Source organism: Carnobacterium sp., from assembly GCF_040274425.1.
On record NZ_JBEMBC010000010.1, the window covers coordinates 13,991 to 37,950 of the forward strand.

Annotated in this window: 22 protein-coding genes; 5 read left to right on the top strand and 17 right to left on the bottom strand. The window is 34.8% G+C overall.

Going from position 1 to position 23,960, the window contains the following annotated elements; all coding sequences use genetic code 11:
- Nucleotides 1-58: 58 nt before the first annotated feature.
- The 3 genes from pepT to ABS911_RS03420 form a co-directional block, all read right to left on the bottom strand.
- Complete coding sequence (gene pepT / locus ABS911_RS03410) at nt 59-1,288, bottom strand: peptidase T (RefSeq protein ID WP_350466312.1); 1,230 nt, start codon at nt 1,286-1,288, stop codon at nt 59-61.
- Between the two features lie 11 nt (nt 1,289-1,299).
- Nucleotides 1,300-2,970: a peptide ABC transporter substrate-binding protein gene (locus tag ABS911_RS03415; RefSeq protein ID WP_350466313.1), complete on the bottom strand. Its 1,671-nt coding sequence runs from the start codon at nt 2,968-2,970 to the stop codon at nt 1,300-1,302.
- A 354-nt stretch (nt 2,971-3,324) separates the two neighbouring features.
- Nucleotides 3,325-4,194 (bottom strand): manganese catalase, encoded by an 870-nt coding sequence (locus ABS911_RS03420; RefSeq protein WP_350466314.1) that lies wholly within the window; start codon nt 4,192-4,194, stop codon nt 3,325-3,327.
- Nucleotides 4,195-4,789: 595 nt separating this feature from the next.
- Here ABS911_RS03420 and helD point away from each other — a divergent pair.
- Nucleotides 4,790-7,036, top strand: a complete 2,247-nt coding sequence (gene helD, locus ABS911_RS03425; RefSeq protein ID WP_350466315.1) for an RNA polymerase recycling motor HelD — start codon at nt 4,790-4,792, stop codon at nt 7,034-7,036.
- A 55-nt stretch (nt 7,037-7,091) separates the two neighbouring features.
- Here helD and ABS911_RS03430 read toward each other — a convergent pair whose 3' ends face one another.
- Nucleotides 7,092-7,511, bottom strand: coding sequence for a pyridoxamine 5'-phosphate oxidase family protein (locus tag ABS911_RS03430; protein ID WP_350466316.1), 420 nt, complete (start codon nt 7,509-7,511; stop codon nt 7,092-7,094).
- A gap of 172 nt (nt 7,512-7,683) precedes the next feature.
- On the opposite strand from ABS911_RS03430, the gene ABS911_RS03435 reads away from it, so the two are divergent.
- A complete protein-coding gene (locus tag ABS911_RS03435; RefSeq protein WP_350466317.1) occupies nt 7,684-8,547 on the top strand; it encodes a PPK2 family polyphosphate kinase in 864 nt (287 codons plus the stop codon).
- Between the two features lie 64 nt (nt 8,548-8,611).
- Here the strand turns inward: ABS911_RS03435 and ABS911_RS03440 are convergent, their stop codons facing one another.
- On the bottom strand, nt 8,612-9,259 hold the full coding sequence (locus tag ABS911_RS03440) for an NAD(P)-dependent oxidoreductase (RefSeq protein ID WP_350466318.1): 648 nt from the start codon (nt 9,257-9,259) through the stop codon (nt 8,612-8,614).
- Between the two features lie 270 nt (nt 9,260-9,529).
- Here ABS911_RS03440 and spxA point away from each other — a divergent pair, with 270 nt between their 5' ends.
- A complete protein-coding gene (gene spxA / locus ABS911_RS03445; protein WP_013711643.1) occupies nt 9,530-9,934 on the top strand; it encodes a transcriptional regulator SpxA in 405 nt (134 codons plus the stop codon).
- Nucleotides 9,935-10,148: 214 nt separating this feature from the next.
- Here spxA and ABS911_RS03450 read toward each other — a convergent pair whose 3' ends face one another.
- The 12 genes from ABS911_RS03450 to ABS911_RS03505 all read right to left on the bottom strand — a co-directional run bounded on the left by ABS911_RS03450 (nt 10,149) and on the right by ABS911_RS03505 (nt 20,763).
- A complete protein-coding gene (locus ABS911_RS03450) occupies nt 10,149-10,814 on the bottom strand; it encodes a DUF6320 domain-containing protein (RefSeq protein ID WP_350466319.1) in 666 nt (221 codons plus the stop codon).
- A 5-nt stretch (nt 10,815-10,819) separates the two neighbouring features.
- Nucleotides 10,820-12,229, bottom strand: coding sequence for an alcohol acetyltransferase (locus ABS911_RS03455; RefSeq protein ID WP_350466320.1), 1,410 nt, complete (start codon nt 12,227-12,229; stop codon nt 10,820-10,822).
- Nucleotides 12,230-12,267: 38 nt separating this feature from the next.
- On the bottom strand, nt 12,268-13,185 hold the full coding sequence (locus tag ABS911_RS03460; protein WP_350466321.1) for an alpha/beta hydrolase: 918 nt from the start codon (nt 13,183-13,185) through the stop codon (nt 12,268-12,270).
- 238 nt (nt 13,186-13,423) lie between these two features.
- Nucleotides 13,424-13,789, bottom strand: a complete 366-nt coding sequence (locus ABS911_RS03465) for a DUF2512 family protein (RefSeq protein WP_350466322.1) — start codon at nt 13,787-13,789, stop codon at nt 13,424-13,426.
- Between the two features lie 176 nt (nt 13,790-13,965).
- Nucleotides 13,966-14,634: a DUF421 domain-containing protein gene (locus ABS911_RS03470; RefSeq protein ID WP_350466350.1), complete on the bottom strand. Its 669-nt coding sequence runs from the start codon at nt 14,632-14,634 to the stop codon at nt 13,966-13,968.
- 48 nt (nt 14,635-14,682) lie between these two features.
- A complete protein-coding gene (locus ABS911_RS03475) occupies nt 14,683-15,498 on the bottom strand; it encodes a hypothetical protein (RefSeq protein WP_350466323.1) in 816 nt (271 codons plus the stop codon).
- Nucleotides 15,499-15,509: 11 nt separating this feature from the next.
- The gene (locus ABS911_RS03480; protein ID WP_350466324.1) at nt 15,510-16,157 is read right to left on the bottom strand and encodes a YesL family protein; all 648 of its coding nucleotides are present in this window, start codon (nt 16,155-16,157) and stop codon (nt 15,510-15,512) included.
- A gap of 55 nt (nt 16,158-16,212) precedes the next feature.
- Nucleotides 16,213-16,959 carry a carbohydrate ABC transporter permease gene (locus ABS911_RS03485; RefSeq protein WP_425304617.1) on the bottom strand — a complete coding sequence of 249 codons (747 nt, stop codon included), beginning with the start codon at nt 16,957-16,959 and terminating at the stop codon, nt 16,213-16,215.
- 146 nt (nt 16,960-17,105) lie between these two features.
- The gene (locus ABS911_RS03490; RefSeq protein WP_350466325.1) at nt 17,106-18,038 is read right to left on the bottom strand and encodes a carbohydrate ABC transporter permease; all 933 of its coding nucleotides are present in this window, start codon (nt 18,036-18,038) and stop codon (nt 17,106-17,108) included.
- Between the two features lie 89 nt (nt 18,039-18,127).
- A complete protein-coding gene (locus ABS911_RS03495; RefSeq protein ID WP_350466326.1) occupies nt 18,128-19,456 on the bottom strand; it encodes an ABC transporter substrate-binding protein in 1,329 nt (442 codons plus the stop codon).
- A gap of 202 nt (nt 19,457-19,658) precedes the next feature.
- Complete coding sequence (locus ABS911_RS03500) at nt 19,659-20,165, bottom strand: cysteine hydrolase family protein (RefSeq protein ID WP_350466327.1); 507 nt, start codon at nt 20,163-20,165, stop codon at nt 19,659-19,661.
- Nucleotides 20,166-20,250: 85 nt separating this feature from the next.
- Nucleotides 20,251-20,763: a general stress protein gene (locus ABS911_RS03505; protein WP_350466328.1), complete on the bottom strand. Its 513-nt coding sequence runs from the start codon at nt 20,761-20,763 to the stop codon at nt 20,251-20,253.
- A gap of 244 nt (nt 20,764-21,007) precedes the next feature.
- On the opposite strand from ABS911_RS03505, the gene ABS911_RS03510 reads away from it, so the two are divergent.
- Both ABS911_RS03510 and ABS911_RS03515 read left to right on the top strand, forming a co-directional pair.
- Nucleotides 21,008-22,651 carry a peptide ABC transporter substrate-binding protein gene (locus tag ABS911_RS03510; RefSeq protein ID WP_350466329.1) on the top strand — a complete coding sequence of 548 codons (1,644 nt, stop codon included), beginning with the start codon at nt 21,008-21,010 and terminating at the stop codon, nt 22,649-22,651.
- Between the two features lie 144 nt (nt 22,652-22,795).
- Nucleotides 22,796-23,641 carry a DegV family protein gene (locus tag ABS911_RS03515; RefSeq protein WP_350466330.1) on the top strand — a complete coding sequence of 282 codons (846 nt, stop codon included), beginning with the start codon at nt 22,796-22,798 and terminating at the stop codon, nt 23,639-23,641.
- Nucleotides 23,642-23,960 lie beyond the last annotated feature (319 nt).

Below are 23,960 nucleotides of genomic sequence, written 5' to 3' on the forward strand. Positions count from 1 at the left end.
TTTATTTATCCTAGACAAAAAAAGACCCAGTAACGCTGAGTCTGATTTTGTGTAACCTTTACTTTTCTGTATTCATCCGAGCGATCTCAATGACAACTTGAGCAGCTTGCTCCATACCTTCTAACGAAACAAACTCATACTTACCGTGTAAATTTTCAGCTCCGGTAAAGATATTTGGAGTGGGCAGTCCTTTGTAAGTAATGATACTGCCATCTGTCCCGCCTCTAAAAGCTTTCACATCGGGTTCAATGCCCAACGATTTATAGGCATTTAACGCTAACTCTACTATAGATAAATCATTTTCAATGATGTCACGCATATTGTAATATTGATCGTACAACTTCAATTCAATACGTGGTTGATCAAAGCCTTCATTAAATTGATCAACCAATGCTTTGAAGTGCTGTTTCCGATTTTCAAAAGTTTCCTTATCATGATCCCGAATAATGTAAGTTGCTTTGACTTCATCAATCGTTCCCACTTGACTCGAAAGCATGTAGAACCCTTGGTAGCCTTCTGTTTTTTCAGGAACTTCTTCTTGCGGCAATGCTGTGGTAAATTGAGCAGCAACTAATAACGCATTGACCATACTATCTTTAGCTGTTCCAGGATGCACACTTGTTCCTTTAATTGTCAGTTCTGCTTGAGCTGCATTAAACGTTTCGTATTCGAATTTACCAACTACTCCGCTATCTAATGTGTAAGCAAAATCCGCTTGAAAATGGTCGACATCAAATAGCAATGCACCTCGGCCAATCTCTTCATCTGGTCCAAAAGCAACTCGTATTTTTCCATGCGGAAGTTCTGGATGCTGGATAAATTCTTCCATCGCCGTAACGATAGAGGCCATTCCCGCTTTATCATCTGCTCCCAATAAAGTTGTTCCATCTGTTGTGATTACTGTTTTCCCCACATAATTCGCTAGTTGAGGGAATTCAGTTGTTGACATGACAATACCTAATTTTTCATTAAGTAAAATATCTTTGCCATCATAATTCGTGTGGACTTGTGGTTGAATATTTTCTGCATTAAAATCAGCTGTATCGATATGAGCAATAAATCCAATAGTCGGAACTTCATGCGTTAGATTGCTCGGCAATGTGGCCGTTACAAATCCATTTTTGTCATTGAATTCTACTTCTTCCAACCCTATTTCTTTTAATTCTTCAGCTAATTTTAAAGCAAATTCAACTTGTGAATAAGTGGTTGGAACGGTCTGACTATTCATATCAGACCGTGTATTAACTTTAGCGTATTTGACGAATCGTTCGAGTAAGCGTTCATTCATATTTTATTCTCCTATTCTTCAACATAAGCATTGCGGTAATCATAACGAGAACTTACGGAATGAACTTCAACGCCCTTTAATTTTGGATTGCGCAAATGCACTTCTGCTGTATGGTACAAAGGAATGAACCCTTTTTCATCTAACATAATACCTTGAGCATCCAGCATATTTTGCCAACGGGTTTCTGGATCATTCGCATTCACCGTTTCTGCGTCATTTAACAATTGATCAACTTCTTCATTTTTATATGGCCCATTGTTGAATGTCGTTTCGCTGTTCATGATATCCAACAAGTTGATAGCATCTGGCAAAATGGCACCCCAACCGCCTAAAATCATATCAAAATCACCAGATTGACCTTTTTCAATTCGGTTATTCTTCGGTACATTTGTCAAATTAATGGTTAACCCATCAAAGTTATTTTGTAATTCTCCTTGAACGTATTGTCCTACAAGCTTGCTTGTTTCATCATCATCTGCAACCAACGCTATTTCAATCGTATCTGTTCCTAACTCTTCTTTTGCTTCTCCATAAAGTTGTATGGCTTTTTCTTTATCATAGGTCAAAAAATCTCCTGCATCATCTGCAAAGTCATTTCCAGTATCAAGGTTTGTGACAAAATCATGTGGAACAAGTGCCTTTGCTGGCAGCGAACCGTTTCCTAAGATTGTATTCGCTAATTCTTCACGGTTTAGTACCAAAGAGAAAGCTTCTCTCAATTTTGCATTAGAAAGCATTGGTACATCAGTGTAATTAAATTGCAAAAAATTTGTACGAGCTTCTGGTTCAACTACATAAGCTTCATGATCTACGTATTGTTTGGCAATTTCACCTGAAAGAATGGCGTCATCTATCCCACCAGACTCAAATAGATTAAGCGCTGTTGAAACCTCTTTGATCACTTGAACATTGATGCTCTCTAAAGTGACTTTTTCTGCATCCCAATAGTCTTCATTTTTTTCATAACTCCAGGATTGGTTTGTTCCATCCCAGCCAGTTAAAATAAACGGGCCATTTGAAAGTGTTGTATCGCTGCTTGTCCCATAATCTGAACCCATTTCTTCTACAAATGTTTGATTTTGAGGGAAGAAGGGCATAAAAGCCATTTCACCTAAGAAATAAGAGACGGGTACATTTAATTGAACCTTAAATTCATAGTCTCCGACCGCTTCTACGCCTAGTTCATCAGGTGTCATTTCGCCATTAATGATTTCTTCGGCATTTACCACAGAAGTAAACATATAAGAATATGGAGCAGCCTTTTCAGGATTGACAGCTTGTCTCCAAGCGTACACAAAGTCATGAGCCGTAACAGGATCTCCATTTGACCACGTGGCATCTTCTTTAAGCTTAAAGGTATAGGTCAACCCATCCTCCGATACCGTCGTTTCTTCAGCAAGAGCTGGAATTGGTTGATTATTTTCATCCAATCGATAGAGACCTTCTAAGTATTGATTCATTGCCGTATTCGTTCCAATATCCGATACTAGCAAGGTATCCCCTGTAGATAATTCATTTAATACTCCAACAGAGATACTTTGATCTGCTGCAAGATTTTCCCCATTGTTTGATTCGCCTGAACTCGCTGACTTTGTATCGCCATTAGCTCCTCCACACGCTGCAGTTAGTGCAGCAGTTAGTGTAAGTGCTACAGACAACACACCTATTTTGTTTCTTCTCATAAATATACCCCCAAAAATTTAAAGTATGCTTATCTTAACACATTACACATTAGTTTTTAACCTTTTTATCATTTTTTATTCATAATTAATTATAAAAGATAGATAGAGGAGCTTAAAAAAATATCCAAAAAAGTATAAAATTCATGAGCTATATAACAAAATGGTATAAAAAAAGAATTCTACGGCTTTTAAGCGATAGAATCCTTTTGCTTGGAAAATTATTTAGTTGTATAATTCTGATCAATTGTAATTAATGTAAATGAATAATATAAAAAATGCCCCAAAAAAATTTAGATTTTACTCTAACTTTTGGGGCAACATCTTTTTCCTAATCTCTTGAAAAATTCTATTTAATTATTTTAACTCAGGATCATTTTCGATAATTTTTCTTCCATCTGCGATTATTTGGTCAACATCCGTATTTCTCAATTCTTCAGGTCTTGGGTTACTAACAGGTTTTTCAGACATGGCTTTTCCTTCTTCATACTTGAATGGTTGCCCATCTCTAGCTGTTTTCCCTTCAACAATTTCTCTAGATTCGTCACCTTCAGAGAAATTGTAAAGTGTATGACTGAATTCCGAATGTTGTAAATCAGCTGTACCATGAGGAACTACTACACCATATTTTTCTTCCAATTCTTTCGCTGCTTGCATAAATTGCAGTTGGTGTTGAGTCTCACGTGCCATTAAGAAGCTCAACATATCGCGAACTCCTTTATCCTCTGTCGAATGGTATTGTCGAGTAACTTGAAGTCGTCCCATAGATTCACGAGTAATATTGTAACGCATGTCAGCCAGCAAGTTTCCGCTTGACTCCATATATGCAGCTGTCCAAGGATTACCATTGGCATCTTGAAGACTTGCACCTAAACCATTTACAATAGCATGTTGTGGATTCATACCTCCCATTACTGCAGCAATTGCAGGATCTCCACTTTTGTAAACGCTCTCTTGGATATTTAAAGGGGCATCGTCCAAAAGATGAGCAATCATTGTTGCGAGCATTTCAATGTGTCCAATCTCCTCTGTTCCCGTATCTAATAATAAGTCTTTATACTTTTCGTTTCCAGGAGTACTAGTATTCCAGCCTTGGAATAAATATGCAGCCATTCCGGTCATTTCACCCCAGTGCCCACCAAGATTTTCTTGCAACCGACGTGCCATTAAAGCATCTGGTTTATCAGGTAGAGCATTATACTGTAAAATTTTCGTGTGCTTAAACATAAATTTCCCTCTTTCTGAATTTTTTTAGTAATGAACTTTTAAGCTCATAGTTAATGTAACACATTTGTATAGCGCTTTACAAAAATCCAGCTCAAGTCTTACTTTCTTTTATAAATAGTTGATAGTCCTATCTTAATGTTGGTTGAAGGCGTTAAAAATTATCTAGAGACACAACTGTTCATGCGTAAAATGTTTTGTGAAATATTCGGGTGGTAAGGATAACTATTAAGTAAAAAATGACAATTTTTCATGAAAAATAGCAAATTTCTCGTCTTTGCTAAATTCAATGCTTTTAACTGCGGTCTTTTACAAGACCACGATGGTGATTTAATCCCATACAGCCATACCTAATTCTGATATTACTAATTCATTTTCCATAATAACCTCTCTTTCAAACATTTCTGAATAAAAATTATTTTTACGCTCCCATAAATGAATGTCTCCATTAAATAGTGTATAGTCTTTTGTATGCTTTAGAATAGAATCAAAACCGCTTATAGCAATCAAGCTTATTGGGTGGTATACTGCTAGTTGCGTTAAAAATGAGTTGAATAAATTTTTCTTTATTTTTTAGTTTTTGAAAGGAGTTTTTTCATTGAAAGATAGCCAATCTATGGAACAGCAACGTGTCCATACCGTTGTTGAAAAGATTCAACTTGAATTGGATCAATTAAAAAAAACAGTTGAACAGGATAGTGCTGAACAAAAAAGACGTTTAAAAGAATCCGGTGAAATTAAGATCAATCAAGGTTCAAGCGAAAGCATGTGGGAGTCAGCCGGAGAGTTACGGGCAGTTGAACAAGATTTAATGATCCGTAGTAAAACATTATTAAAAAACCAAAATCGAGTTGTAGCTTTAGAAAAAATGGTAGAGGATCCTTACTTTGGTCGAATTGATTATGAAGATGAATTTGGACAAGAAACTATCTATATCGGTATCAGTTCTGTCTTTGATGAATACGACCATTTAGTTGTCGATTGGCGTTCACCTATTGCTTCGCTATACTATGAAGGCAATGTTGGTGACACGATTCCTTTAAAAATTGGAGAACAAAAATTAGCGCTTTTGATTGAGTTAAAACGTCAATTCTTAATTCGTAAGGCTAAAATCATTCAAATGTTGGATACAGATAATGTGATGGGTGATCCATACTTACTTGAAGCCCTAGAAGATAAATCTGCTTATCAAATGGGCGCCGTTATTTCGACACTTCAAAAAGAACAAAATCAAATCGTTCGAGATATTTCTGCTAAAATCACTTTAATCGAAGGTGTCGCTGGATCTGGAAAGACCGTTGTGTTGATGCAAAAAATCGCTTATCTACTTTATACTTTTAGGGATCAATTAAGAGCATCTGAAATCATTTTGTTCTCACCCAATAAAATTTTTCAAACGTATATTTCACAAGTATTACCTGAATTGGGTGAAATGAACGTTACTAGTCATACTTTCCCTGAATTCATGAATCAAAGAGTTCCCAAATTCACACTTATTTCTAATCAAGATGAAGAATTATCTAAAGTAACTTTACTAAAAGGAAGTCTTCAGTTTTCAGACGCTTTAAAACACTATACAAATCAATTGAAGATGAACTACATGCGCTTTGCTTCTCTATCTTTTCAAGGTGAGATCCTTATTTCAAAAGAGGAAATCAAAGAGCTTTTTTATCGCATTGAAAGCAAAGGTACTTTAGCCAGCAAGTTAGGACTTCTTCAAACACAATTACTGCAAAAAATAGAACAACTCAAAAGAACCCAACGAACCGCTAAATGGGTCGAAGATGCGATGCTTTCTATGTCTGACAGTGAGTTGCGCCAACACGAAAGTGAATCAAAAAATGAACAAAAAGCTGAAGAAACATTGATCGATTCAATTATAGACGTAGCTTACTCACCAGTAATCAAAAGAATTAAAAAATTAACTTTTATTCGTTACCAACATCAATACATTCATTTCTTAAAAGCAGTACCTAAATTGCTTTCTCTAAAAGAATTTTCAATTGATGAAGAGATGTGGTCAGAACACATCCAACAAGTTGTAACGAACATGGCTCATAAAAAAATGGTATTAGAAGATATGGATGCTTTTTATAGCTTATACCAATTGATGCACGGTCCCATCAGTACCACCAAATTTAAATACATTTGCCTCGATGAAGTACAAGACTTCTCTCCTTTCCAATTGCAAATGCTGAAAGATTTTTATCCAACAGCTAATTTTGTTATGAGTGGTGACTTAAATCAAAATATTTTGATGAAGAGAATCTCTTTTAACGATTTAGATACCATATTCACTGGAAACTCTTTTCAACGCTATCAGTTGTTAACGAGTTACCGTTCTACAAATGAGATCACTCAATTTGCAAATCGCTTTTTAGAAGAAAAAGCTACTGCTGAGTCGCCTTTTCGTGAAGGTAAAAAACCAGAATTAATTTTAACAGTTAACAATGAGCATTATTGGGATTATATAAAAGAAAAAGTTTCTAATAGCCAAATAAATGGCTTGCGTACAGCTTTTATCAGCAAAAATTACGCTGAAGCTGAACGTTTCCATGAAGAGTTAACAATTGCTGGAATTGACAGTAGTTTAGTACTAAAAGATACAGATAGTACTCATCATTCAGTTATTGTTATCCCTGTACAATTAGCTAAAGGGCTAGAATTTGATGTTGCTTTTGCACTTTTCCAATACTCGGATCATTCTTCCACTACTAATTTATCTACTGCTTACACTATTTGCAGTCGTGCTATGCATGAGTTGTATGTTATGGCTCCTGATCTTCAAGATCCATTAGTCAATCGACTTGAATCAGCTGATTATCACTTAGCAGAATTGAACTAACTAAAAAAATGAGACCACAAAGCATTGTGCTTAGCGGTCTCATTTTTTTTAATTTTTAGTTTAAATCAATTGAAATAACTTCATTATCTTTTGTTCCTCTTAGAGTAACTGTATCAGGTTGAATTTTTAAGATTACAATATTTGGATCATCTTTCCCATCAAAAATAAGATTCATATAAGGACTCCAAAGGTGTTCAATTAAGGATTGCTCTTCAGTAATTGTAGCCTGACCTGCTATTTCAACATAGTTTTTATTTAATAACCCTGTATCATACCCCAATAAAATAAATACATGAGGATTTGTTTCTAAATCTTCTACTTTGTGTGTTCGCTTATCCGTTATTGTGTAAAGAATGAATCCTTCATTAAAAAAAGTCATGTAACGAGATACTGGTTTATCATCTGAGACAGTAGACATTGTTCCAATGTTATTTTTTTCAATAATTTTTAAAGCTTTATCACGCTCATCAGCCATAATTGCATCCCTCCATTTTAAATTATTATGTCATATCTTATATCCTTATTCAAAGAATACGATTACATTTACACATGATCCTATTCTTTTACTCTCTTTACTAGATATGACATACTTGAATCAGAAAGACAGTAACTTAGTAAAGCACTTACTACAATAGGAGGAATCTAGGATGGATATTTCAAAATACCGCATCACACCAGAACAAACACCTATCAAATTAGCAAACTATCCCACAACTGACAATACTCTCTTCAGTGATGAAGAATTACAAAACAAGCGAATTCCTGAAAGCATAAAAAAACTACAAGACCTTCATTTAAAACTTCATGCAGAAGAAGAAAAAGGCATTATGGTCGTTCTGCAAGCAATTGATGCTGGCGGTAAAGACGAAGCAATCAGTTTTATTTTTTCTAATTTAACTGCTCAAGGATTGAAAACTACTTCAGTAAAGAAACCATCTGAAACTGAAGTCAAGCATGATTACCTGTGGAGAATTCATGAAGGAAAACCTGCAAGGGGAGAAATCAGTATTTTAAATCGTTCCTATTACGAAGAAGTTATTGCACCTCGGATTCACGATGTATTGGATAAGGATCCTCTTCCCGATCACTTAATCGATGAAGACATATGGAAAGTTCGCTTCCGTCAATTAAACGACTTTGAACGATACATGACAGAAAATGGGTTTTCAGTCATTAAATTTTTCTTTAATGTTTCAAAAGATGTGCAAAAGAATCGCCTACTAGAAAGAATGAAAGATCCTAAAAAGAACTGGGAATTTTCATTTAGTGACATCGAAGAAAGAAAACATTGGGATACCTATCAAGAAGTATTCGAAGATATGTTGAACAATACTTCCACAGATTATGCGCCATGGTATATCTTACCAGCTGATGACGATTGGTACGCACGCTACATCATTAGCGAAGTAATGATAAATGTACTCGAAAATCTTGACCCACAATTTCCAGAAATTTCTGGAGAAGACCGTCAAAAACTTGATGAAAATATTGAATTACTTGAAAATGACTAACAACGTTAACAATAAAAAGAACCCAATAAGCATTCAGCCTTATTAGGTTCCTTTTATTTGTCTATTATTCAGATTCGGATACGACTGTAAATCGTTCGTTAATGTGTGCTGCTTGTTCGATTTCATCTACGATAGCGATAGCAAAATCCGCATAACTAATATAACTTTGATTTTTTGAATTAACGATCACTTGATCTCTACCAGTTTGATAAGTACCCGTTCGTTTTCCTGTAGCATCAAAATCCAGTGCTGGACTGACGAAAGTCCATTTTATACCAGCAGCTTGTTCTAGATCCTCCAAATTTTTAGCTTGATTGATTGCTGTAGGTTGAAAAAAAGTCGGTAAATCTGGCGTATCCATTACTCGTAGTGTTTTATCTTCATTTAGATACAAACTGCCTGCTCCACCTACAACAATCAGCCTTGTATCAGGTGCTTCTTTTAAAGCTTCAATTAAAATTTTACCAAATTGTACATGTTTGACAGCTTCTTCTTGTTCCATCCCTGTACCAAAAGCATTTACAACTACATCATATTTTTTTATATCTTCTGAGGTTAGTGTAAAAAAGGCTTTTTCTACTACCCTTATATCTTTATCGGCCATTTTTTCCGCATTTCTTACAATGGCCGTTACTTTATGGCCTCTATCTTTTGCTTCTTTAGCAATTAAGCTGCCAGCTCTTCCTGTTGCTCCAATAACGGCGACTTTCATGTCAATGACCTCCTAAGTTTTGTTGCGCTCTTTTTATTAGATTAACACATAGCGCTTTTTAATCAAAATTTCTCGCCTTAGACTCTTTCTTTACAATTTCATTACAGCACTTCACAAAAATTACGTCTATTTGTCACAAATTTGTGAACTCTATGTGACAAATAGACGTTGCATTTCGTACACATTCATAGTAAGATACTACTTGTAAACGAATTCCAGTTTCGTTGAGCATTTATAAATTAGTTTAATTCTAAACAGGAGAGTGAAAAAATGATTACGTTATATACAACACCTAGCTCAGCTTCATGTCGTAAAGCAAAATCATGGTTAGAAGAAAATAACCTACCTTTTATTGAAAAAAATATTTTCAACGAAAGTTTGACTATTTCAGAACTGAAAGCAATTCTACGTCTGACAGAAAATGGAACAGAAGATATTATCTCATACCGTTCACAAGCCTTTCAAAATTTAAATGTGCCGATAGATGAATTTTCATTATCTGAAGTATTGGAATTGATTCAAGAAGAGCCAAGTCTGATTCGCCGACCTATTTTGATCGACGAAAAAAGATTGCAAATTGGTTTCAACGATGACGATATCCGTCGTTTTTTACCAAGAGAAGTGCGTCGCATCGATTTATTAGAAATGCAAAAACAACTTTCTCATATATCTTAAAATAAATTTATACTTAGCAAGAAAAGAATTTATACTTATTCTTGTACACGATTATTTTAAACTTATACAAACAAAACTAGATCATTGACGTTAGTTACAAGACGTCAATGATCTAGTTTTGTTATTACTTTTATTTATCTAACTCAATAGTATTGTGTAAGCTAGGTGGAGCTGGTTTAAGAACAGGTTTTTTTCTACTCTCAAAATCTAATTTCTAAATCATCATTCTTTTTTCCAATTCTTTTAAAACCTCTACTCGATAAAAAATAATCGTTATGACTAGCATAACTGTGCTAAAACCAATAGACAGCCATGAAGGTAATGGAGTGGTTACCCAATTAAAGAAAAGAAATACGGCTGGTATAAAACCTATTAAGGCAGCACATAGCAGATATAAAATATAATCTCCAACTTCTATTTTCACTAATCGGACTGCAATATACATAGCAACGAGCGCAAATATACAAATCATAGGCACCGCATGAGTCGTTGACCAAGCTGACCAACCGCCTACATAATCCCAATAAATACTTAGTAAGGATAAAGAAACAATCAAATAAACAATGCTTTTAGCAATATTTCGCCGCTTCCGAATAATGATCAATAGAACTAACCACATGCTCACAATACCAAATGAAATGATATTCAGACCTTTGGCTGAATGCAGCCAAAACAATTCAATAATCAAAGATATACTGATAGTCGCAAGAGAAATAATCATCAATATCCGGATAACTTGTTCCTTGTTAAAACGTAACGGGATATCTGGATAAGGATTCGGTATCGGTGTGTCAGAACCTTTTTCTAACGATTGATGACAAAGTGGACAAGTTAACCAATCGCCGTTAACGGTTACCTGACAGTGTTGGCAATAACTCATATTTTTCACTCCTCACTAGTAATCTCGCTTATCTTGTTGGCTGATATGGTCACTGGTATCCCTAGAGCCGTTAGATCTCTAACAAATTGTTTAGAAATGGTGGTTTCAACAAATGGCGAATTTAAGCAGATCGATAAATGATCGTGGTGACTAATGACACAGAACTGTGGTCTGACAGCAGATGTTTGAAAATAAAATTGATGCACTTTTTCATCAATTCCTTGAGGCAAATGTACCTTACCTAAGTTAGACATGGCAAATGTCAACCCTCGATTGTTAAAATAATTGATTACTTTTAAAACAACATCCTTGATTGGACGGATGATGACTCTCGTAAAGGGGTTGAATTCATAGGCTATCAAGTTGTTCAATCGTTTTTCTAAACTTTCTGGACTAAGCTGTTGTTGAAGTTGTTCTTTAAGTGTCTCACAAATGATGGCTAACGTTGTTTCTTCTGATGGATCATATGTGTATTCCAACCGTGTGGTACTGAAAAAGTTTCGTGCTGAATTGGAATAATAAAATTGTCTTAGATTAACTGGAACTGATACAGCTATGGTCATTCCATTTTGTACAGCTGGATCTGTTTTTCGAATGGCTTCCATAAATAATGCCGTTAAATAAATCGTAAGAGAAGCCTCTTGTTCATGCGCTAATGCCAAAACGGGGTGAACTGGCATATCTAACTCGATAACATGCGTTCGGTTATCAATAGTTCGCTTGCCTTTCACTTGATAAACTTTCTTTTTCTTCACGTTTTTCTGTTCAGGTGCTGTTTCATATTGAATAGCTTTTTTTCCATAACGCAATGCAAATTTCCCAACCGTCTTGCTGGCTCCTGTTAATTTTCGGATAGCAGATTGAGTCGCTTCGATATAGCTGCGTTGACCTTTATGGCGAAAATAATGAATAAAACTATCTGTATCCATCTGTTCGATAGGATGCATTGAACGAGAATTTTCCTCATTTAGTTCAGTAGACGGATGAGCATACCGAAGGAGAACATATTCACTCAGTAAATCTTCAAAAAACCACAATGCTCCTGTTCCATCTGATAAAGCATGAAAAACTTCCAAATGAATTCGATTTTGATAATAGATCACTCGAAATAACAATTCTTTGCGATCATAGTGATACAATTGAGAACAGGGTGGTTGTTCGTCTAACATCACTTGTGGCTTAAGATCGCTTTCTTCTAAGTAATACCAAAATACTCCTCTACGCAGTACACTATGATACAGTAGATAAGACTCAAATGTTTTATCCAGAGCCTGTTGCAAAAGTTCTGGATCTATTGAATCTTCCATGGCTGCACTTAAACGAAAAACTTTTGTATCAAAGCCAGTCATTGCTGCAAGAAAAATATTGGATGCATTATCTAAGCGCACCCATGTTTTTCTTTTGGTTCTTTTCATTATTCTCCTCCTTTCACTTGGGTAAAAATTCCTTTGAATCAGTTTAAAAATTCATTTATGGCTTGATAAGTCGCTGTCACCGGAGCTGCAATTTTAGGATAAGTTATAAATCCATGCACAGCCCCTCCAATACGTTGAATGACTACCTCATTTCCAGCTTCCTTTAAAGCTATACCAAACATCTCTCCCTCATCCCGTAACGGATCAAATTCAGCCGTTATAATCAATGTTTTAGGTTGATGAGTTAAATCTTTTGCCATCAAAGGCGCAATATAAGGATTCTTACGGTTAGCTTTATTAGGTTCATACATCTCCATGTATTCTTGAATTTTTTTTGCGGTTAACCCATATTCGTATCCGTTCGTACGAATCGATTTAAACGGTGAACTTTTGGTATGGTTCCAATAAGTTACGGGATACAGTAATATTTGTTTAGTCGGAATTTGTTTTTCTCTATCTCTCAATAATAAAGAAACAGCTGCAACTAAATTTCCGCCGGCCGAATCTCCAATCAACGTAATTTGTGAGGCATCCAATAAACCACTCAGTTCCAGTTGAGCCATCAAGGTTTCTGCAACTTGGTAACAATCTTCCAAACCTGAGGGGTAAGGAAATTCTGGTGCTAATCGATAATCAACGGAATATACGACTCTTCCCGTTAAATCAGCCATATTGATACAAGCACTCGTGTAGGTATCAATGTCGCCTATTACCCAACCACCTCCATGAAAAAAAACTAAGACATCTTCATTTAATGGTTCCTTTGGGTAAAATATGCGGACTGGAATATCATGTGATTGATCCTCTGAATAAATTTTCTTATCCAATATTCGATAGCCTTTTTTAGGCTTCTTTGAAAACAGTTGTTGTGCTTTCCTTACCCAGATATAGTCTTCTTGCATATTGATTTTTGGTGAAGATACTATCTTTAGTATCAATCGAACGAATAGATTCATTGTTTTCCCTTTCACACTGCACATTCTTTTTATTTAGCATGAGTTATTCGATTAGGATTGTCAAGTCAAACTATCCTTTACATTATTTCTAACTTACTTTAAAAATTTTATTAAATGTAGTTGAACTAATTACTATTTAATGAAGATACTTTTTAGTCTTTTGCTAACACTTATTTGACTGTACAAAAAAAGGTTTAGGATATCTTTCATCCTAAACCTTTCAGTAAAATCGTTAAATTTATTTCATTTTTCTTTCATCTGGTACAATATTTTGTTTTAATAACCATTTATGGAAGAACCATTCTCCTCCGCCAATTAAAATAGCAGGGATCAGTACTTTCATCCATAAGTCTGTTGTGTAGTCCATAGAAGTAAGATAGATCCATAAGATAATAGCTGCTGCCCCTGAATCAGCGATTGTAGCTGCAACATTTCCGATTTTTCTCAAAATAACCAAGTCACCTAAAATATAAATCAAGACTACAATGATAACCCCGACAATCGTAGAGTCCATAAAACTTACATCATATATCCCTGTCAATACTATCCATAAAATAGCCCAAATCATAATAGCTTTTATTACTAAAGCTTTTACATGTTCCATTTCCCTCACTCCTTCTTTTTTATTTTTATTGCTAAAGATAAATGGTAAATAAAATACCATTTGTATTGCTTTGATTAATTAAGTCTACATTATTCTATTTTTTAAATCAAAAATAGCAGCTTACATTTTCGCTATTTATTAATAAATATATTGAATAAAAGAACTCTATCAATTAATCAATTTTCTAGTTTGATTTGTTTGTTTTCTGATTGTTGATAAGTCTTTACATATAAACCTTGTTTAGGAGACCATTCAGCATAAACAATCTCTTCAAGGTTTTGATATCCTTCTTCTTTTAAATTTTCAATCAACCACTTTTTGTCTTTCCCAATAGACTGTAATGTTTTTATTTCTATGACACTTTCATCAACTAATAAATAAGAAAATTCTTCGTCTTCTTCTGACTTATTCATTACGCTGATAGAGCCGCCTATTTCTAAAACAGCATATTTAACGGTTCTCAAAGAAAAACAGTTTTGACTTCTCAACATAGATCTTAATTGTTCCATTTCAATATGATTATTCTTGATTTCTAATAAATTTAGTTCTCCCTCATAGATCAAAACAGAAGGGGTGCCTTTTATGAATGTATTTAATTTATCCTTTTTTTGTACAACCGATTCCAAGAAATAAATCATTATTCCCCATAACGCAACTGCGAATAAAAAATGCAAAGCATTCACTTTATCATCATATATTGATTCTTCTAAAATCCCGCCCAGAACGAGCGTATAGATCAAATCAAACGGAGTAATTTCTGACAACGTTTTTTTTCCTAAAAGTCGTGCAACTAATAGTAACCCTATCAAACCAACAATCAGCTTCGAAGCTATTTGTAAAAACATCATCCTTTAACCCTCCTCAACTTATTTTCCCGTTACTATCAGTATTTTTCATTTACGGTGTGTCTCTCTATTTAATAATATAAAACCAACTAAATAGACTACAACAACAATCACCTGTGTCACTATAAATATCGCTATCGGATTAGAATTGGTCTCCGTAATCGAAGTACCCGTTTCTATTCCAATAAACAACATTCTTACAATTGACAGTCCATAAAAAAGAGCTAAAGCAAGAAATAAATATTTCCAAGGAGAATAACGGTTTTCCCATATTTTAACCAATGCATAGAAAGACATTATCATTACAATTAATGGTACAAGAATGAACTGCACTAACAGCATCGATTGATGCATTAAATTCGAATTGATTAAAAACAATGAATTTACTAGACCAACTCCATCATATAGGGTAATCATAAGCAATAAGAAAAATCCTATTTTTTCTAAATTCGATTTGGGTGTTTCCTCTGTTTCACTATGTTCTCTTAGTTTAGTAGGTTCACTTTTAGCTTGAATATCTTTGGTCGAAAAAAATAGCAGTACAATTGAAATAAAATAAAGAACTCCTAAAATAAATGCCGGCACTTGTTTTAATCCCGCCGTCGCTAGAAAAATGCTTAGCAAAAGATAAGGAATTAGATAGAAAGACTTATTTTTATAAATAATTTGATAAAAACTAAACCATTTTACCAATTCGAACAATAAAATCAATAATATGATTTGTATAGCGCCTGCATAGGAAGGAGGTGCTCCTTCAATTTCTATAGCACTGAGCCTGATAAGTCCATAAGAAATAACGATTAGAGTTCCTGTCGATAAGATATTGCTGATCACTAATAAGATCGTTCCAGTTGTTTTTTTCATTTGGCACCGCCTTATGTTAGATCACTATTATTCGCTTGTTCTTTAAGTATATTCTTACTATTCTTTTTATAGGCTTTATCCATGGCTAACGTTGCGAGCCAAGCTAGTACGCTGACTGAAAAAAAGAAAGCTAGTGCTGGCCATTTCAATAAGACTATTGCCATAACAATTATACTGATCAGCAATAATAAGCTGATCAGTGGTTGACTGACCATTAGTACCATACCTGTTAAAAAAAGGCGAGATACAGATACATTCACTTTTTTTGATAATGGACAGCTGTATAAAGAAGTTAATCCAAATAGTATGCCAAAAGTATAAAGAGCGTATTTATAGATTTGTATGCCTGCTGTAGCGGTCATCTGGGTATTTAAAAACCAACTATCTAAAAATAAAATAAACATAATGATGCAAACTGGCAATCCAATCTTAAAACTACTCCAAAAGTTTTGTTTAAAATAATGCATAAAAGTACGGAAAATAGGTTTAGCCGTTTCTCCATTAGACCAGTCGCTCATTAATTGAAACAACGCACCAGTTGCTGGAATGAGTGTAATGAGAGGCAGGGAAAATAACAGCCATACTAGATTAGCAATGGCTAAACGCGAGATCCATTCTGTTCCTTCAACCACACTATTTGTTAAATCAAGTTTTTTCATTTTCAACTACCTCCCTTCTAACACAATCTTTCATAAATTAAAAACTTTTTTAAAGCTAACCTTTTGTTCCACCAGTTAGATCCATTCCTTGAATAAAGTATTTTTGAGCAAAGAAGAATAACAGTACCGTTGGAATCATAACCAGAGTTGCTCCCGCCATTAAATAGTTCCACTGAGTAGAAGATTGACTTTGGAACGATTGCAAACCGATTTGTAGCGTATACATATCTTCATCATGAATATAAAGCAATGGCCCAAGAAAATCATTCCATGCTCCATTAAAAGAAGTAATCCCGATCGTAATTAAGGCAGGCTTAGTTAAAGGGACCATCAAACGGCTCCAAATAAATAAGTGGTTGGCTCCATCTATTTGAGCTGCTTCAATTAATTCGTCATTAATGGAAAGATAAAATTGACGCATCAAAAAGATATTAAATGCACTTCCAAAAAATGAGGGCACAATCAGCGGTAAATAAGTTCCTACCCATCCGATTTTGGTGAATAAAATGTATTGTGGGATCATAGTAACAAATCCAGGTATCATCATAGTTGCTAAAACTAAAGAAAATAAGAACTTTTTGCCTGGAAAAGAAATTTTAGCAAAACCATATGCAATAAATGAATTAGATACCACATTTCCAAGAACCACAAAAAAAGTGATATACAATGTGTTTTTCATGTATTGGAAAAACGGAAAAGCTTGAATGGTTTCAGTATAATTCGACCATTGAAATGTCTCAGGGAAGAAAGTCGGTGGAAACTGAACAACTTCTTCCATTGGTTTCAAAGAAGTAAAAACCATCCAAAAGAGCGGAGCTAAGAGAACAATACTGATACCGATTAAAAGAATGTATGTGACAATTTGTCCAATTTTTTTTTGTCTTTTCCTGCTCTTAAAATGCTTCTGTTTAGGTACATCTGTAGCTTCTTTTAAAGATGTTGATTCAATCATTCACTTCGCCCTCCTCCATAGTGTACCCAACGAGGGGCTAATTTCATATTGATAAACGTTAAACTTAATACAATGACAAAAAGAATCATCGACATAGCCATAGCATATCCCATATCAAAAGCTACAAAGGCTTTGTTCCACATATGTAAATTGTAGAACAATAAGGAATTTGCTGGACCATTTGTTCCACTTTCTGACATGACATATGCTTCTTGAAAAATTTGAAAAGCGCCAATTGTCGAAGTAACCACATCATAAAAAATAATTGGTGTGATCATTGGCAAAGTAATATGGCGAAAGCGTGCAAATGCGCTAGCTCCATCTATTTCTGCTGATTCATATAATTGGTTTGGAACGTTTTGCAGTGTTGCCAAGTAAAGCAGCATAGCTCCCCCAACACTCCACAATTTCATTAAGATCAATGCAGGTTTTGTCCAATTAGGATCAAACAGCCATGCTGGTCCATCAATGCTAAACCAAGATAAAACAACATTGACCAAGCCCGATGATGGTGAAAGCATCTGCATCCATAACACATAAACAGCTACTCCTGAGAGAATAGCAGGCAAGTAAAAAATTGTCCTAAAAATAGAAATACCACGCACTCGTTGATTTAATAATACAGCTAACAAAACACTTCCCACAGCTGTAAGAGGCACATTAAATAAAACATAATAAGCTGTATTGTAAAGAGATTTCCAAAAAAGTTCATCTAGCGTAAACATCCGTTTAAAATTATCTAGTCCTATATAATCCATTCTGGATGTTAAGTTGTAATTTGTAAAACTTCCAATGAAAGAAAACAACATGGGTCCAAGCATAAAAATAGCAAAACCAATAATGAATGGTGAAACAAAAAGGAGACCCCACAGTGCTTCTTTTTTCTGCCTCTTTGTTCTTTTCTTTTTTTGTTTTTTTACGGCTTCCATTGTGTCACCTCTCTTATAAAAATAAATAAAGGCGACAAAGATAAATTACTTTGTCGCCATACTACTTTGTAATACTATCTTCTTATATATTATTTGTTTTGTTCAACAAGACTTTCGACAGAAGACTGAGCATCATCTAAAGCTTCTTTAGCCGTTTTGTTTCCAAGTAAGGCCTCATCAATTTGCTCATTTACTAATGCAGAAAAATCTGGAGCTGTTAATGGTACCGGTGTAATAACAGTTTCTTCAAGATTCTTATCTGCCAATTCATAAATCATTTGCCCTTCTTCATCTAAGTCTGGATGTTTCGTCAGATTTTCATTTGCTTCTTTATTCGCCATGATATCAAAGCTATTCAACCCAAATTCCTCTTGTACTTCAGTTGAAGTCAAGTATTTCATAAATTCATATGAAGCTTCAGGATTCTCTGCCCCATCTGGAATTTCTAATACAAATCCTCCACCCCACGACCAATTGCCAGAGCCTTCTTCATGTTCAGGCAAAGCCACTACACCAAAATTAAAATCATCCGGTGCATTTTCAAGTAATTCTGTATAATAATTGATATTTTGAGCACGAATTCCTACTAGTCCAGAAACAAATGGATCTGATACACCAGATCCGAATTCTGCTTCATAGGTATTAATGGTATCTTCACCATAGTAATCCTGCCATTCCAAAATCCATTCAAGAGCTTCAACTTTTTTAGGTGTATTGATTGTTACATTTCCCTCTTCATCAAACCAACTGGTACCATTGTCAGCATTTAATGCCCAAACGTCTGTACCAAGGTTCCATAAAGGATAAAAACCGATTCGTTCCCATGAATCACCATTTTTCTTATCTAAAGCTCGTGCATATTCTTCTAATTCTTCCCAAGTCTTAGGCGGATTCTCTGGGTCTAGACCAACTTCTTCAAATAAATCTTTATTGTAAAAAAGAACTTGTGTATCTGTATTGAATGGCAGTGCATAAGCTTCATCTTCATAAAGGACAGTATCCCACAATTGAGGGTAAAAACGTGATTGGATATCTTCATCTTCTTCGTCTAGATAACTTTGAATACTCATTGCTTGTTGTGCATCTGCTCGTTGTTCAACTGAATTAATATCTTGAACAATAATATCAGGTGGATCTCCAGCTGCAATCGAAGCTAATGATTTTGTCCATATATCCCCCCAAGGTTGGTAAACATGTTCTACTTCTATTTCGTCTTGTGAAGCATTAAAATCTTCAATAAGGGCTTCAATCTTTTCACGACGAGGACCTGATCCCCAAAATGACCAAAATTCTAACGTTTTTTTACCATCTTCTCCTGTATTGTTAGCTTCCTCATTTCCATTTCCACATGCAGCCAACAAAAGAACTGTTCCTGCTAGTAGGCTCAAAGATAACCAAGACCTTTTTCTTTTCTTCATCCTCAACCAACCTTCCTTTTACAATAGTTAAAATTTTTCGTATACTAACCCCATAGTAGTAAACGCTATCATTTAATTTATAACATACCTCTTACCAAGATAATATACTATAGTTTCGGAGTATTCAACTGATACACCTTTCTTAAACGGTGTATCAGTTTGATTAAAATAACCCGTTTTTTTAACACAATTATCAACTCAATTAATGGATTTCTATTTTCAAACTTTCCATCACATCTAAAGCTTCGTTATGCAATTTTTCAGTAGAGCCTGCACATATATCTTTAAGCACTGCTATAGTCGCAAGCGGGAAAGAATTATGCAACATAACAGCATTAGATAAGACACACACATTCGTTTCTACACCAATAAACTCAATCACTCTATCCGGATCATCTTCATATTGGCTTCTTAATTCTGCAGCATCCTCAGGAGAAATAGAATGGAATTTTTTCTTAATCGCTTTATGTTTTTTCAAGGCTTCTTTTAACGGGCCAAATAACTCCAATCCCCATTGCTTTTCTTCATCTAATCGATCATCATCCTCTAAATCATGTTGATTTAACGTATAATAAACAGGTTCTCCTTTTTTTTCTTGTTCTTGTATTTCTTTAATTATTTTTGGCACTAATTTTTCAGCATTTGTAACTGAAAGCATTCCTTTTCCTTCATCTACAAAATCATTTTGCATATCAATGACAAAAAGCATTTGATTTCCTCCCTTTTATAAAACACCAAAAGAGTCACACAACTGTGTAACTCCATTAGTTATTTAATTAAACCTTGCATGATGACTATTGAGTATCTTTTGGTGGCAATGTTGAATCAGCAAGACTATCCTCATCCGTATCTTCTTTTGCTGCTCCGGGGTTCACCCCAGCACTTGGGATGATAGGAATTGATCCAAATCCTGACGCTGTATTATTCCCAGTTGGTGCAATAGGGATGACATGGGCTTTTCTAGCATCATCCACATGCTCTGTATCATCATCAATAATCACTACATATTCCCCATTTTTAATGGCTTTTGTATATTCTTCTGTTTGTTTTTTACTAAAGTGATATTTTTCAAGTGGACTATCCTCTTCATTTGAAAAAACCTGTTTTACTTTTTCCCATACAGAGTTTGATTCCTCTACAGTAGTAACTGCTTCAACCTCTGCTATAGTTTGGTTTTTAATCGCTTCGATCTTTTCTTTTTTTGCGACTACGGTAATATTATCCGATCTGTAGCCTTCTTGTAACAATTGCTCAACTTTTGCAGTTGTTTCTTCAATTGTAGGATATGCTGCTTGAATTTTTTTCATCTACTTCCACACCTTTCATTTCTATTTTGTATTTCTTACATCATATCAAATAAAAGAAACGCTTCCAACGATAACGCTTTTTAATTTCTTTCAGCCTCTTTTTTTAATCAAGGCTAACGAATGATTAGTTAGCTAGTTGCATTCGTTACTCAAAAAAAGACTTTACATGATACAATAAAAGAAACAAAAATTAAATTGGTATAGAAATATTCTTCTATACTTTTTAAGGAAAAGAGTGTGACATATGAAAAGAACGGTTAAACAACTTAGTTTTTTAACTCTTGCTTCCGTTGCAGTGTTAAGCGCATGTGGAAATACAGGACAAGAAAATACAGAGAATAATGGTGAAGAACAACAAATCTTAAATTTAGCTGCTGATTCAGAAATGGATACGATGGATACCACGATATCTACTACCAATTTCACACCTATGAACAATGTCTTCGAAGGCTTGATCACCTATGATTTAGACGGAAATTTAGTACCTGGAAATGCAGCAACTATGCCTGAAGTAACTGAAGACGGGTTAACTTATACATTCACTCTTCGTGAGGATGCTAATTGGTCAAATGGAACACCTGTTACAGCTGATGATTTTGTTTTTGCATGGAAAAGAATGGTAAATCCTGAAAACGGTTCTGGATATGCTTACTTATTTTCTGGAATCATCAATAATGCTGAAGCAATTTTAAACGGTGAAACACCTGTCGATGAACTAGGAGTAGAAGCCGTTGATGATAAGACATTAAAAGTAACTTTAGAAAAACCTGTTCCCTATTTCCTTGATGTTTTGACCATTCCCTCTTATTTTCCACAAAATAAAGCCTTTGTAATGGAACAAGGTGAAAACTATGGTCTGAATGCAGATAATGTTATTTATAACGGTCCTTTTACTCTAGCTGATTGGGATGCTGCTTCAGGAGATTCTTGGAAATATCTAAAAAACGATGAGTATTGGGACAAAGATACTGTTATATTAGATGAAATCAATACTCAAGTTGTTAAAGAAGTTGGTACAGGGCTTAATTTATTTGAATCTGGCGAGTTAGACTCGATCAATTTATCTGGCGATTTCGTTGCCCAGTATACAGAAAATCCTGATTTTAAAACGAATGGCAAAGCATGGATCAACTATATTGAAGTGAATCATGCAGTTCCAGAATTAGCGAATGAAAATATCCGTAAGGCGTTAACTTACGCTATCAATCGTCAAGGTTTTACAGATAATGTTCTTTTAAATGGATCTCAACCCATTTTTGGCCATGTTCCAAATGGTTTAGCAAAAAATCCTGAAACAAGCGTTGATTTTCGTGAAGACGCTGGAGATGTTGTGGAATACAATGTAGAAACAGCTCAAGAAGCATGGCAAACTGGTTTAGACGAATTGGGAACGGAGAGTATTTCATTGGAATTAACGACTTCTGATTCTGAAGACAGTAAAAAATTAGCCGAATTTCTTCAAAGCGAGTTACAAAACAATTTACCTGGTTTAACGATTGATATTCGTCAAATGCCAGATAACTCTAGATTAGACAATATTAAATCTGGCAACTACGAAATAGCAACCTCTTATTGGTTAGCTGATTTTGCAGATCCTATTAATTTCATTGAACGTTTTGATACAGATATCAATCGCGGAAATTATTCATTTGAGGACATTGATGCGCTCATCGATCAAAGCAATCAACAATATGATGATGCCACAGAAAGATGGAATACTTTGATTGAAATTGAAAAAGTTGCTTTAGGCGAACATTATGTCCATGTTCCAGTTTACCAAACAGCTGAAGCTTATCTTGAGAAGCCTTATGTAAAAGATATTTATCGTCCAGTATTTGGTAGTCGAAGTTTTAAATATGCATCTATTGATTCTGCAGAAAAAAATTAAATTTAAGTAAAGCCCTTATTCATAAAGACGAGGGCTTTACTTTTTTACTTATATTTGCATAAAATCACTGTATAACGAGAATTTATACTTTTCTTAAGTATTTTCCTTTATACTAAAGCAAGAACTTATTTAAGGAGCTTATTAATGAAATTAAAAATTGTAACCGATTCAACCGTTGAATTAACCGACGAAGAAACAGCTCGTTACGGCATTACAGTCGTACCTTTATCTTCTACAATTGATGAAATAGTTTATCATGACGATATCGAAATAACAAACGAAGAATTTTTACAAAAAATGCAACAATCGCCTACATTGCCAAAATCTTCTCAGCCACCTGTTGGGAAATTTTTAGAGACCTACAATACATTAACAGCTGACGGAAGTGAAGTTTTATCTATTCATGTAACTGAAACCTTAAGTGGAACAGTTCAATCAGCGCATCAAGCCGCAAAGTTAGCTGATGGAAATGTAACCGTTATTGATTCTAAATTTTGTGCGCGCGGAATGGCTTTTCAAGTCCTAGCTGCAGCTGAATTTGCAGAAAATGCTTCGTCAATAGAGGAAGTGCTTGATCATTTAGAAGATATAAAATCTAGAACCATCCTTTATATCAGCATTGCAAACCTTGAGAACATGATAAAAGGCGGCCGAATTGGTAAAACTATGGGCAAATTTACTTCTTTAATGAATATCAAAGCTACTTTAGAAATGACTGATGGAAAACTGCATTCAGATTCTAAAGGACGTGGAACGAAGTCAATTGTGAAGCGTTATAAGGAAATCTGCCACACCCTTCATGATGCACCTAAAAAAGTTATTGCTATCGGTTTTACTCATGTTGGTATGAGCGAATACTCAACGACTATTTTAAACATGCTGAAAACGACTTTTCCTCATGTTGAACCAATGGTTTCTTACGCTAGTCCAAGCGTGATGACACACGCTGGTCCAGAAGCTATTTCCGTCCAATTTTTATTAGAAAAATAAGTATTGAACGGTAAACTACATTTTAAAAGCCACTTCATCTAAAAAGATTAGATGAAGTGGCTTTTTGCTGTTCTTTTTAGAGGTACTACGTTTACCAATAGACGCCGCTCTTTCATGAAATGCCACTTAACGGAAGAGTGACGTTGAAAAAGTGCCTCACTTATCCATGAAACAGCCTTTAATGGATAAGTGACACCAAAAATGATTTTCACTTTTCCATTAAAGTTATTTTCATGGCGAAGTGAATCTAAAATCCAACCTCACTCTTCCATGAAAAGATGAGTTAGATTTAAAAACCATCTGTTATTATTCATTTATT

Bases quoted from the DNA above. Each gene is read 5' to 3' on its own strand.
- pepT (WP_350466312.1), bottom strand. From the start codon at position 1,288: ATGAATGAACGCTTACTCGAACGATTCGTCAAATACGCTAAAGTTAAT.
- ABS911_RS03415 (WP_350466313.1), bottom strand. From the start codon at position 2,970: ATGAGAAGAAACAAAATAGGTGTGTTGTCTGTAGCACTTACACTAACT.
- ABS911_RS03420 (WP_350466314.1), bottom strand. From the start codon at position 4,194: ATGTTTAAGCACACGAAAATTTTACAGTATAATGCTCTACCTGATAAA.
- ABS911_RS03430 (WP_350466316.1), bottom strand. From the start codon at position 7,511: ATGGCTGATGAGCGTGATAAAGCTTTAAAAATTATTGAAAAAAATAAC.
- ABS911_RS03435 (WP_350466317.1), top strand. From the start codon at position 7,684: ATGGATATTTCAAAATACCGCATCACACCAGAACAAACACCTATCAAA.
- ABS911_RS03440 (WP_350466318.1), bottom strand. From the start codon at position 9,259: ATGAAAGTCGCCGTTATTGGAGCAACAGGAAGAGCTGGCAGCTTAATT.
- spxA (WP_013711643.1), top strand. From the start codon at position 9,530: ATGATTACGTTATATACAACACCTAGCTCAGCTTCATGTCGTAAAGCA.
- ABS911_RS03450 (WP_350466319.1), bottom strand. From the start codon at position 10,814: ATGAGTTATTGCCAACACTGTCAGGTAACCGTTAACGGCGATTGGTTA.
- ABS911_RS03455 (WP_350466320.1), bottom strand. From the start codon at position 12,229: ATGAAAAGAACCAAAAGAAAAACATGGGTGCGCTTAGATAATGCATCC.
- ABS911_RS03460 (WP_350466321.1), bottom strand. From the start codon at position 13,185: ATGAATCTATTCGTTCGATTGATACTAAAGATAGTATCTTCACCAAAA.
- ABS911_RS03465 (WP_350466322.1), bottom strand. From the start codon at position 13,789: ATGGAACATGTAAAAGCTTTAGTAATAAAAGCTATTATGATTTGGGCT.
- ABS911_RS03470 (WP_350466350.1), bottom strand. From the start codon at position 14,634: ATGTTTTTACAAATAGCTTCGAAGCTGATTGTTGGTTTGATAGGGTTA.
- ABS911_RS03475 (WP_350466323.1), bottom strand. From the start codon at position 15,498: ATGAAAAAAACAACTGGAACGATCTTATTAGTGATCAGCAATATCTTA.
- ABS911_RS03480 (WP_350466324.1), bottom strand. From the start codon at position 16,157: ATGAAAAAACTTGATTTAACAAATAGTGTGGTTGAAGGAACAGAATGG.
- ABS911_RS03485 (WP_425304617.1), bottom strand. From the start codon at position 16,959: ATGGTTTTTACTTCTTTGAAACCAATGGAAGAAGTTGTTCAGTTTCCA.
- ABS911_RS03490 (WP_350466325.1), bottom strand. From the start codon at position 18,038: ATGGAAGCCGTAAAAAAACAAAAAAAGAAAAGAACAAAGAGGCAGAAA.
- ABS911_RS03495 (WP_350466326.1), bottom strand. From the start codon at position 19,456: ATGAAGAAAAGAAAAAGGTCTTGGTTATCTTTGAGCCTACTAGCAGGA.
- ABS911_RS03500 (WP_350466327.1), bottom strand. From the start codon at position 20,165: ATGCTTTTTGTCATTGATATGCAAAATGATTTTGTAGATGAAGGAAAA.
- ABS911_RS03505 (WP_350466328.1), bottom strand. From the start codon at position 20,763: ATGAAAAAAATTCAAGCAGCATATCCTACAATTGAAGAAACAACTGCA.
- ABS911_RS03510 (WP_350466329.1), top strand. From the start codon at position 21,008: ATGAAAAGAACGGTTAAACAACTTAGTTTTTTAACTCTTGCTTCCGTT.
- ABS911_RS03515 (WP_350466330.1), top strand. From the start codon at position 22,796: ATGAAATTAAAAATTGTAACCGATTCAACCGTTGAATTAACCGACGAA.